Origin of the sequence: Flavobacterium flabelliforme (genome assembly GCF_017948675.1) — a bacterium.
Lineage (GTDB): Bacteria > Bacteroidota > Bacteroidia > Flavobacteriales > Flavobacteriaceae > Flavobacterium > Flavobacterium pygoscelis.
This window is the reverse complement of sequence record NZ_JAGFBU010000009.1, coordinates 1-12,659: the sequence shown is the minus strand read 5'-3', so window position 1 is coordinate 12,659 and position 12,659 is coordinate 1. Positions and strand designations below refer to the sequence as shown.

Genomic DNA, 12,659 nt, shown 5'->3' with positions numbered 1-12,659 from the left:
AATTTGAGTAGATACAAAGATATTCTATACAATACAGATACCTTTATTTTTACGATAACTTTATACTATTATTGAAATCCTTTTTCTTATTTAGAAAATACCTCATAAAAAGTAAATAGCAAAAAAAAACCTGTTTGCTAAGGCAAACAGGTTTTTTTAATATATAACAATTTGTAATTAAGAAAGTGCAGCTTTTACTTGGTCTGCAGCTTCTTGAAATTCAACAGCAGATAATATTGGCATTCCTGAATTATCAATTAATTCTTTTGCAATTGCTGCATTAGTCCCTTGTAAACGAACAATAATTGGCACTTTTATAGCATCACCCATGTTTTTGTATGCATCAACAACTCCTTGAGCAACACGATCACAACGAACGATTCCTCCAAAAATGTTAATCAAAATTGCTTTAACGTTTGGATCTTTCAAGATAATACGGAAAGCAGTTTCAACACGTTTTGCATCAGCAGTTCCACCTACGTCAAGGAAGTTTGCAGGCTCAAAACCAGCGTACTTAATTAAATCCATAGTTGCCATTGCTAAACCAGCTCCGTTCACCATACATCCAACAGTACCGTCTAAATCTACATAGTTTAATCCTACTTCTTTAGCTTCAACTTCGATTGGATTCTCCTCACGAATGTCGCGCATTTCAGCATATTTAGTTTGTCTGTATAAAGCATTATCATCGATATTTACTTTAGCATCAACAGCCATTATTTTATTGTCAGATGTTTTTAACACTGGGTTAATTTCAAACATCGAAGCATCAGATCCAATATAAGCATTATATAAAGAATCGATAAATTTTACCATTTCTTTGAAAGCATTTCCAGAAAGACCTAAGTTAAAAGCAATTCTTCTAGCTTGAAAACCTTGTAATCCTACAGCAGGATCAATTTCCTCAGTAAAGATTAAATGGGGTGTGTGCTCTGCAACTTCTTCAATATCCATTCCACCTTCAGTAGAATACATAATCATGTTACGTCCAGTCGCTCTGTTTAACAATACAGAAACATAAAACTCAGACGTTTCACTTTCTCCAGGATAGTAAACATCTTCTGCGATTAAAACGGTACTTACTTTTTTACCCTCAGCCGAAGTTTGAGGTGTAACTAATTGCATTCCGATAATTTGTCCTGCAATTTCTTCTACTTGTTGTAAGTTTTTGGCAAGTTTAACTCCACCACCTTTTCCACGTCCACCTGCATGAACTTGGGCTTTTACAACATACCAACTTGTACCTGTTTCAGTAGTTAATTGTTTTGCAGCTTCTACAGCTTCTGCTGCGCTATTTGCAATGATTCCGCGTTGAATGCGAACTCCGTAGCTTGCTAAAATCTCTTTTCCTTGATATTCGTGTATGTTCATAATATAGAATTTGTCTGGCTTCTGAATTTCTTTCAGAATAAAAGTGCGACAAAAATAGCAAAATTCATCTGAATAGAGAAATGTTTTGATATTAAAAAAAAGATAATAACAGCCAATTAAAAATCAACTTGTCTTTTTTTTGTTTTTAAGTGGAAAATAGAAAAAATATTCTTCTTGACCTTATACATTAAAAATTACTATATCGATTGAGTAATTAGTAGCTAACACCCTATAATTAAAGCGATTTTACTTTTTTAAAAATTAGAATTTAAAGATTTATCATTTACGAACATATAAATTACACAATTGCTATTTATTTATCAATTTTTGAATAAAATTGAGAAAAATGAATCAATATCAATTATTTATTAAATTAAATTCACTTAAATATTTATTTTTGTATTAAAAACACAACAAAATGAAAATTAAAGAACAAGGCCTTTATTTGCCAGAATTTGAACACGATAATTGTGGAGCAGGATTCATTTGTAATTTAAATGGAATTAAGTCGAATGATATTATACACAAAGCACTCGATATTTTAATAAAATTAGAGCATCGTGGTGCGGTAAGTGCCGATGGAAGAACCGGTGATGGAGCAGGAATACTTTTTGACATACCTCATGATTTTTTTAAAAAAGTATGTGACTTTGAACTTCCCGAAGTAAGACAATATGCAGTAGGAATGGTTTTCATGCCAAAAAGTTTAAATCAAGTTGCTTTTTGTAAAACAGCTTTTGAAAATGCTATAAAAGATCAAAATCTAGCCATTTTAGGGTGGAGAGAAGTACCAGTTGCGACTGAAAATCTAGGACAAATTGCGGCTGAAAAAGAACCAACAGTAAAACAAGTGTTTGTTGGTAAAAATGGTTTAGAAATAACAGAACAGCAATTTAACGCTAAAATGTTTGCCGCTAGAAAAATTGCAGAACACACTATTCGAAATTCTAGAACTTCAGAAAGTCACATGTTCTATTTTTCTAGTTTTTCGACTACAACCATAATTTATAAAGGACTCTTGATGCCAGAAGACATCAGTCGTTATTATACTGATTTATCGGATTCAGATCTAGTAACTAGATTAGCGTTGGTACACCAACGATTTTCTACCAATACATTTCCGTCTTGGGAACTCGCACAACCTTTTAGGTATATGTGTCACAATGGGGAAATAAATACACTTCGAGGGAACATCAGTAGAATGCGAGCTCGTGAAGAATTGATGGAAAGTACTATTTTTGGAGATGATTTAAAAAAATTATTCCCTATTATATTAGAAGGAAAATCAGATTCAGCTTCTATGGATATGGTTGTCGAATTATTATTGATGACGGGTCGCTCCTTACCAGAAGCGATGATGATGGTTGTTCCAGAAGCTTGGGAAAAGCACCAAACCATGTCTGAAGAGAAAAAAGCATTTTACGAATACAATGCTTGTATTATGGAACCTTGGGATGGTCCCGCTTCTATTCCGTTTACTGATGGTGACGTTATTGGTGCTTTACTCGATAGAAATGGATTGCGTCCTTCTCGCTATACCTTGACCAAAAGTGGTTTTGTGATTATGTCTTCAGAAATTGGAGTATTAGATATAAAGCCTGAAGATGTAATTCAACACGGTCGTTTAGAGCCCGGGAAAATGTTCTTAGTAGACATGAACGAAGGCCGAATCATAGAGGATGATGAAATTAAAAATGCCATTGCAACGAAAAGACCTTATAAAAAATGGTTGGATGAAAACTTACTCCAATTAGCTGAAGTTCCTTATACCAATAATGCAATTCCAACTGAAAGTGTTGATTTTGGAACCAGACAGCGTTTGTTTGGTTATACCATCGAAGATTTAAAAACAATCATAAATCCTATGGGTGCTTATGGTGTAGAAGCTTTAAGCTCGATGGGAAACGATACTCCTCTAGCCGTTTTATCCGATCAGCCACAACTTTTATATAATTATTTCAAACAATTATTCGCACAAGTTACTAATCCGCCTTTGGATGGTATTCGTGAAGAGATTATCACAGATATTAGTTTAGCTGTTGGTGGTGATTTTAATCTTTTTGAGATTGAATCCAAGCAATGCAAAAAGCTAAAAATTCAAAATCCTGTTATTTCTAATGAGGATTTGGATAAATTAAGAAATATTGACCATGTTGATTTCAAATCAGTAACCATTTCTACATTATATGTTATAGAAAAAGGAGTAAACGGATTAGAACGTGCTTTAGAAAGAGCGGTTCAAGCAACATTTAAAGCAGTTTCTGAAGGTTGTAATATCGTAATTATTTCGGATAGACGCGTAAGTGATAAAATGGCTCCTATACCAATGTTATTGGCGTGTTCTTACATTCATCATTCACTGAACATCCTTAAATCACGTTCTAAATTTGGCATCATTATCGAATCAGCAGAACCTCGTGAACCGCACCATTTTGCTTTATTATTTGGTTATGGAGCAAGTGCCATCAATCCATATATGGTGAATGAAATTATTCACAACCAGATAAATCAAGGTTTTATCACTGGTGTAAAAGCAGATTACGCCATCAAAAACTACAATAAAGCGATTGCAAAAGGAATTCTTAAAATCATGAATAAAATTGGCATCTCTACTTTACATTCGTACAGAGCAGCGCAGATTTTTGAAATTTTAGGTTTAAATAAAACATTCTCTTCTAAATATTTCCCTTACACTCCGTCAAGAATTGAAGGAATTGGTCTAATGGAAATCGAAAAAGAAATCAAGAAAAGATACCAAAAAGCGTTTCCAAATTCTGAAATTGCAAATCTTTTACCACTTGAAATTGGAGGAATTTATAGATGGAGAAGAAATGGAGAAAAACACATGTTTAACCCAACGACTATTTCTAAACTACAACAAGCGGTACGATTAAACAGCCCAGAAAGTTACAAAGAATATGCTACGATGGTGAATGATCAAAGCGAAAACTTGATGACTATTAGAGGTTTATTCGAATTTAATAATCTAGATCCTATTTCAATTGATGAAGTAGAACCTTGGACCGAAATTGTAAAAAAATTCAAAACTGGCGCGATGTCATACGGATCTATCAGTCAGGAAGCGCACGAAAATTTGGCAATAGCCATGAACAGAATTGGCGGAAAAAGTAATTCTGGAGAAGGTGGAGAAGATCAAAGACGTTTTCAGAAAGAGGAAAATGGAGATTCTAAAAACAGTGCTATCAAACAAGTTGCCTCTGGGAGATTTGGAGTTTCGATAAACTACTTGACAAACGCTAAAGAGATTCAAATAAAAATGGCTCAAGGTGCTAAACCTGGAGAAGGCGGGCAATTACCCGGTGAAAAAGTAGTACCATGGATTGCAGCGACAAGAAACTCAACTCCTTATGTGGGATTAATTTCACCTCCGCCACATCATGATATTTATTCTATCGAAGATTTATCCCAATTAATTTTCGATTTAAAAAATGCAAACCGAGAAGCGCGTATTAATGTAAAATTAGTATCAGAAGTTGGTGTTGGAACCATTGCTGCAGGAGTTGCTAAAGCAAAAGCTGATGTAATTTTAATTTCAGGATATGACGGAGGAACTGGTGCTGCACCATTAACATCCTTGCAACATACAGGAATTCCTTGGGAACTTGGTTTAGCCGAAGCACAACAAACCCTAATTTTAAATGATTTAAGAAGTCGTGTGGTTTTAGAATGTGATGGACAATTAAAAACAGGTCGTGACGTAGCTATTGCAGCCTTACTTGGAGCTGAGGAATTTGGTTTTGCAACTGCTCCATTAGTAGCATCCGGTTGTATTATGATACGCGCTTGTCACTTGAATACTTGTCCTGTCGGAATTGCCACTCAAGATCCTGAATTGAGAAAAAACTTCAAAGGAACGCCAGAACACATTATTAATTTCATGTATTTTATTGCAGAAGAATTAAGAGAAATAATGGCACAATTAGGATTTAGAACACTAAAAGAAATGGTGGGACAATCTCAGAAACTGAATGTTAATAAGGCGATTACACATTACAAAGCCAGTGGATTAGATCTATCAGCCATTTTATACAAACCAGAAAAAGCAAAAACGGTTCCAAATCACAATACTACAACACAAGATCACGCATTAGAGCACGTACTCGATTTTGATATTATAAAAGCAGCGATTCCTTCTATTTATAGAAAAGAAAAAACAAGAGTTACTTTCAAAATTAAAAATACGGACCGTTCTGTTGGAGCTATTTTGAGTAATGAAATTTCAAAAATATATGGCGCACAAGGATTACCAGATGACACGATATTAGTGGACTTTGAAGGTTCTGCTGGGCAAAGTTTTGGTGCATTTGCAACGAATGGACTTTCTTTTAAAATTCATGGAAATTGCAATGACTATCTAGGAAAAGGGCTTTCTGGAGCAAAATTAATTATCAAAGTTCCTCCTACTGCAACTTTTAAACCAGAAGAAAATATTATAATAGGAAATGTTGCCCTTTACGGAGCAATTACTGGAGAAGCCTATATAAATGGAATGGCCGGGGAACGTTTTTGTGTTAGAAACTCTGGAGCAATAGCCGTTGTAGAGGGAATTGGAGATCACGGTTGCGAATATATGACTGGAGGCACTGTAGTAGTTTTAGGAAAAACAGGACGGAATTTTGCAGCTGGAATGAGCGGTGGTATTGCTTATGTTTATGATCCAAATAAAAAGTTTGACGCTACATTATGCAATATGGAAATGGTTGCTTTTGAAACTCTTGAAGAGCAAGACACTACTAAATTAAGACGTTTAATTAAAAATCATTCTCTATATACTAGTAGTCCAGTAGCAAAAAGGCTTCTGGAAGATTGGGAAAACCAACAGACAAATTTCATCAAAGTAATGCCAACAGATTATAAAAAAGCATTACAAAGATTAACGGAAGAAAAACAGATTGAAGAACTACTAGCACTATAATCATGGGAAAGATAGGAGGATTTAAAGAATATAATAGAACGGACGAAAATAATATAGTTGTCGAAGAAAGAGTGTCAAATTATATGGAATTTACAATTCCTTTGGAAAAAGACAAGATGAAGGAACAAGGTTCACGATGTATGGATTGTGGAATTCCTTTTTGTCACAGTGCTTGTCCTTTAGGAAATTTGATACCTGATTTTAATGACATGGTACATCAAGAAGAATGGCAAAGTGCATTAGAAATTTTGCAATCTACCAATAATTTTCCAGAATTTACCGGTCGCTTATGCCCTGCTCCATGCGAGAAATCTTGTGTTTTAGGAATTATAAGTGAACCTGTAGCAATTGAGAATATTGAGAAAAATATTATCGAACGCGGTTTTGCCGAAGGATGGATAAAACCGCAAATTCCTAAAATAAGAACAGGGAAAACTATTGCTGTTATAGGTTCTGGGCCTGCAGGATTAGCCGCTGCACAACAATTAAATCGTGCGGGTAATACTGTTACCGTTTTCGAAAGAGACAATGCAATTGGCGGTTTATTGCGTTACGGAATTCCAAATTTTAAATTAGAAAAAGGAATTATTGACAGACGCGTCGCCATTTTGGAAGCCGAAGGAATTATTTTTAAAACCAATGTAAACGTTGGTATAAATTATAGTGTTGAAGAATTAAATTCTTTTGACTCTATTGTATTATGCGGAGGAGCAACAGAAAGAAGAAGTTTACCAACAAAAGGAATTGAAAGTAAAGGAGTTGTGCAAGCAATGGATTTCTTGACCCAACAAACCAAAGCATTGTACGGAGAAAAAATTGAAAATCAAGTAATGGCAACTGGCAAAGATGTCATTGTTATAGGTGGTGGAGATACTGGTTCCGATTGTGTAGGAACTTCAAACAGACATGGAGCAAAATCGGTTACTAATTTTGAGATTTTACCAAAACCTCCAATTGGAAGAAGTGAATCTACACCTTGGCCTTTTTGGCCATTGCAATTAAAAACATCCTCTTCACATGAAGAAGGTTGCAATAGAAATTGGTTAATTAATACTAAAGAATTTATTTCGAATGAAAAAGGAGAGTTAGTTGGCTTAAAAACAATTGAAGTATTTTGGAAAATGACTCCCGGACAAAGGCCCGAATTAATTGAAAAAGAAGGTTCTGAGAAAATTTGGCCTTGTGATTTAGCGTTATTAGCTTTAGGATTTACAGGTCCTGAAAAAAGGTTGAGCGATCAATTAGGCTTAGAAGTTGATTTAAGAAGTAATTATAAAGCAACTAATTACCAAACAAATATACCTCATATTTTTACCGCTGGTGATATGCGTCGTGGACAATCATTAATTGTTTGGGCAATAGCTGAAGGTCGTGAAGCAGCCAGAGAAGTCGACAAGTATTTAATGGGATATACAAACCTACCAACTAAAGGAAATGGCGATTTACCAACTTTATAAATTAATTACTATTTTATTTTTACTGAATTGTATGATAAAATGATTTATTAAAAAATTAGAAAATTGTTTAATTTATAACTTTATGTTATAATTTGTTAGAAACTACTAATTAAGTTGGAGAGCTAAAGAAAGAACAATAAATTTGCTAAAAATTAATAATCATGCAATCAAAAGATTTACTTCAATTAGCTGAACAATTTGGCAGTCCATTATACGTTTATGATGCCGAAAAAATAAAATCACAATACAACAGATTATCAAAAGCTTTCTCTAAGGTAAATAAGTTACGTATTAATTACGCAATGAAAGCACTTTCAAACGTTGCTATTCTTCAACTATTAAGGGAAATGGGGTCAGGGCTTGATACTGTGTCTATTCAAGAAGTGATGTTAGGACTTCATGCGGGTTATGAACCAGATAAAATATTTTACACTCCAAATGGTGTTTCTTTAGAAGAAATTGAAGAAGTTAATGCAATGGGTGTCCAAATTAATATTGACAACTTATCTATACTAGAACAATTTGGAACAAAATATCCAAATGTTCCCGTTTGCATTAGAATAAATCCGCATGTAATGGCAGGAGGAAATGCCAATATATCTGTTGGTCACATTGATAGTAAATTTGGTATTTCTGTACATCAATTACCTCATTTAGTTCGTATTGTTGAAAATACAAAGATGAATATTGTGGGGATACACATGCATACTGGTTCAGATATTCTTGACATAGAAGTATTTTTGTATGCTGCTGAAATATTATTTGATGCTGCTAAAAACTTCAAAAATCTTGAATTTCTTGATTTCGGAAGCGGCTTTAAAGTACCTTATAAAAAAGATGATATAGAGACAGATATAGAAGAGTTAGGTAAAAAATTATCTAAAAGATTCAATGCTTTTTGTGTTGAATATGGAAAAGAATTAACACTAATATTTGAACCTGGAAAATTTTTAGTGAGTGAAGCAGGTTATTTTTTAGCAAAAGTGAATGTGGTAAAACAAACTACCTCTACGGTTTTCGCTGGTATTGACAGTGGCTTCAATCATTTAATAAGACCTATGTTATACGGTTCACAACATCACATTGAAAACATTTCACATCCCAAAGGAAAAGAACGATTCTATTCTGTGGTTGGATATATTTGTGAAACAGACACTTTTGCCAACAACAGAAGAATTTCAGAAATTAAAGAAGGTGATATTTTAAGTTTTAGGAATGCCGGAGCGTATTGTTTCTCAATGGCTTCCAATTATAATTCTCGTTACAAACCTGCAGAAGTTTTATGGATGAATGGTGAAGGACATTTAATCAGAGCTCATGAAACTTTTGAAGATTTATTAAAAAATCAAATACCATTACCAACAACTGTTACCAAAGTATAAATTTAATTTACAATATAAAACGGCACTACATTTAATATAGAGCTGTTTTATTTCTAAAGAAAATAAAAAATACAACAAAAAAAAAAGCTGCATCAAATGATACAGCTTTTTTTTAAAGTAATTATTTGTTTAAAACTTCTTCTAATACATGAGATTCTGTTCCATTAGGGAAAGTAATTTTAATCTTTTGAGCTATTGTTGGCGCTATTGATGTAATTTCTTTCTTAGAATAAGATTCACCTTGTTTAATATTCCATCCGTAAAAAATAGCTGGCACATGTGTATCATAGGAATAAGGAGTACCATGTGAAGTTCCCAATGCTCCGTGCTCTGAATAACCTGGTTTTTGCAATAAAACTAAATCACCATTTTGAGTAGTATCATATCCTTTAGTGATAAAATTTAAATAATAATCAGCACCTGTTGAAGCTAAAATTTCTTCCTCTGAATAAACACGTTTCATATAGTCTTGTGTCATTAGAAAATCTTTAAAAGCTTGTTTTACTTTGCTCAATTCTAATCCTTTTGACTTGATAATTTCTTTATTAAAGAACAAATTAAAATTTGAATAATTAAGAATTAGATCCGTGCCAAAAGTTTTTGTAGAGAAGTCAGAAAGACTTTTACGAATGTCTTTTGGATTTATATAATCTACCGCATATTTATTATCTTTCAAATAATTAACATTTTCAGCACCAGCATGATCCGCAGTCAAGAAAAGTAAATAATTATCCTTACCCACTGTTTTGTCTAAATAAGTTAAAAAATCAGCAATTGTTTGGTCCAAACGTAAATAAGTGTCTTGTAGTTCCATCGAACGTGGTCCTAATAAATGACCTACATAATCAGTACTAGAAAAACTTACTGCTAAAAAGTCTGTAATATTATCTTTACCCAATTCTTCCTTAGCAATAGCTTCCTTAGCAAATTCGGCTAATAAATCATTCCCAAAAGGAGTTGAACGGATAACTCCTGCACCATTTTTATCATACATATCTTTAAGATTGTATGGCATTGTTGGAGTTTCACTTTTATAAAGTTTCCCTTCATAAGGATTATTATCTACCATACTTTCATTGTATGTAGCTGCAGGCTTATACAAATCCCAACCTTTATTTAAATAAGGCATAAACCTTTTTTCAGAATTAAATTTAGTTACCCAGCTAGGTAATTCTTTTCCATAAAAAGAACTAGAAATAAAAGCTCCTGTTTTACTGAACCAAAATGCCCAATCAGCAAAATGTCCAGCTGGCAATATAGCTCCTCTGTCTTTCATACTTATTCCAATAACTTTTCCTTTAAAATTAGTTGCCATTTTAAGTTCATCAGTTATAGTAGTTGCTTGTAGATTTTTAGGAGACATTTCACCTTCTTCTTTTGTACCATCACCTATTGTAGCGACACTAGCATCATCTGTACAATACATCTGTTTTCCAAGAGTTCGACTAAACCACTCATTACCTACAATTCCATGCGTTGAAGGAGTTGCCCCTGTATAGATTGAAGCATGTCCTGGTGCAGTGTAAGTAGGCATATAATTATAATGCATGTTTTGAAAAACGTATCCATTATTGATTAATCTTTTAAAACCATTTGGCGAAAAATCATCAGAAAAGCGATATAAATACTCCATTTTCATCTGATCTACCACTATTCCAACAACTAATTTTGGTCGTTGTTGAGCTTGCGAACTAACCGATAAAATAAATACCAAAAAGAAAATAATTTTTTTCATATTATAATTTTAAATTTAAACAAAAATACAATTTAAAATCCAATCAAACTTTAGACACTACTATAAGACTCTTAATTTAATGAATTATTAACTTGATAAAAATCTAAAAATTAGTCTTACTTATTATTATTATTTTTTTTTAAATAATGTATTGTAAGAATTTAATTAATTGCGAATAGAAAGTAAATTTCAAAACTATAAATTCAAAAAAACAATTGAAAATTAGTATACTAATTTTAAAATAGAATTATAATCAAATATAAATTATCAAGAAAAATATTTTAATATAAAACTCAAATTATAAATACTAATAATGAATACATTAACGGTAAATAAAAAAAACATATTATAAAAACAGTTATATTTATATAATGCGAAAAACACTTATTTTACTCTTTTTATTTATTCCTCTACTAACTAAAGCTCAAGAATATGTAGATGTATTAAGTGTCAGTTATTCAAAGACTGAAAAAACTTCTTTTAAAAATACTTTAGATACGTCGAATATTAGAATTTTTGATGCTAAATTAACTTTACCAGTTGTACTTACCCAAAAAACAGCACTTATTACTGGTTTTGATTTTAGTATCAAGGAATTACAATTATTCACTAATACTGACAATACTAAATTATTTTATAATCGTATTAAATTAGGTGTAACAAGTCAGCATTCAGATAACTGGACTGGTACGTATTTACTACTACCTGTAGTTTCATCAGATTATAAAAAACTAAGTTTTAAAGATATTTATGCTGGTGGAATTGCATTGTGGACTTATAAAAAAAATAAGAGATTAAATTATAAATTTGGGGTATATGCAGGTAATGAAGCCTATGGTTTCTATATTACGCCATTGGTAGGAATATATTACATTAGCCCTAGTTCTAATTTTGAAATTAGTGCTTTACTACCGGGCCTTTTTGATATGAATTATAAAATTTCAAGTAAAACAAAATTAGGTATTGACTACAAAGGAGTTTCAGAAACATATAAGATACATGAGGAAAATAAAAAAATAACTTACACCGAAAATCGAACTCTTGAATCTTCATCATACATACAGAATAATTCATTGTATAAAAACCTTCTGCTTCGACTAAAATTTGGCTTTTCAACTAATAAATATGATGTTTATACAGAAGGTGATAAAATTGATCTATCAATAACACCAATAAAAATTGGAGATAATCGAATAAAGTTAAATACAAATTTAAATAGTTCTGCTTTTTTAAAAGTAGAAGCAATATATCGTTTTGATATTCCTTCTAAATAAATAATATTAAAACTCAAATTAAATTAACTATACAAGCAACAATAAATACATTAATATAATAGGTAAAACCTTTTAGATCTTAATTTAGAGGTTTGAGGAACATAGCGTTTTTCCTTTTTAATCTAACGAATATCTATGCATACTTTTTACTATCGTTATGAGCCTTAGTGTCTCTTCTTGCTTTTTAAAACATATTAATACAAAATAGTCAACAATGATTTCGGTTAATATTAACTTGATTAGTTTGCTATAGAAATCTTGCATTTGGTAGAATTTGAAATCACAAATATCTAGATTTTAATATTTCCCATAACAATTTGTATTGATCCATAATCTAATATTTTCGGATAATACCCAACTTTTGAGATTGATCCCACAATACTTTTAATTACAAATAAAATAGAAGATTAAAATGGGGATTTGATATAAAACAAAAAACCCTTCATCGATAGATGAAGGGTTTTTAAAGAAAGGCGACGACATACTCTCCCACATAACTGCAGT

At 32.1% G+C, this 12,659-nt stretch carries 6 protein-coding genes; 4 read left to right on the top strand and 2 right to left on the bottom strand.

Going from position 1 to position 12,659, the window contains the following annotated elements:
- Nucleotides 1-177 precede the first annotated feature (177 nt).
- Nucleotides 178-1,371, bottom strand: a complete 1,194-nt coding sequence (gene sucC / locus J3S90_RS15155) for an ADP-forming succinate--CoA ligase subunit beta (protein WP_188051688.1) — start codon at nt 1,369-1,371, stop codon at nt 178-180.
- Nucleotides 1,372-1,789: 418 nt separating this feature from the next.
- On the opposite strand from sucC, the gene gltB reads away from it, so the two are divergent.
- The 3 genes from gltB (at nt 1,790) to lysA (ending at nt 9,146) form a co-directional block, all read left to right on the top strand.
- Complete coding sequence (gene gltB, locus J3S90_RS15150; RefSeq protein WP_210646888.1) at nt 1,790-6,307, top strand: glutamate synthase large subunit; 4,518 nt, start codon at nt 1,790-1,792, stop codon at nt 6,305-6,307.
- Between the two features lie 2 nt (nt 6,308-6,309).
- On the top strand, nt 6,310-7,764 hold the full coding sequence (locus J3S90_RS15145; protein ID WP_210646887.1) for a glutamate synthase subunit beta: 1,455 nt from the start codon (nt 6,310-6,312) through the stop codon (nt 7,762-7,764).
- A gap of 161 nt (nt 7,765-7,925) precedes the next feature.
- Nucleotides 7,926-9,146 (top strand): diaminopimelate decarboxylase, encoded by a 1,221-nt coding sequence (lysA, locus tag J3S90_RS15140; protein WP_188051691.1) that lies wholly within the window; start codon nt 7,926-7,928, stop codon nt 9,144-9,146.
- A gap of 121 nt (nt 9,147-9,267) precedes the next feature.
- On the opposite strand, the gene pafA is transcribed toward lysA, so the two are convergent.
- Nucleotides 9,268-10,881 carry an alkaline phosphatase PafA gene (gene pafA / locus J3S90_RS15135; protein ID WP_210646886.1) on the bottom strand — a complete coding sequence of 538 codons (1,614 nt, stop codon included), beginning with the start codon at nt 10,879-10,881 and terminating at the stop codon, nt 9,268-9,270.
- A 371-nt stretch (nt 10,882-11,252) separates the two neighbouring features.
- On the opposite strand from pafA, the gene J3S90_RS15130 reads away from it, so the two are divergent.
- The gene (locus J3S90_RS15130; RefSeq protein ID WP_236023984.1) at nt 11,253-12,155 is read left to right on the top strand and encodes a DUF6268 family outer membrane beta-barrel protein; all 903 of its coding nucleotides are present in this window, start codon (nt 11,253-11,255) and stop codon (nt 12,153-12,155) included.
- Nucleotides 12,156-12,659 lie beyond the last annotated feature (504 nt).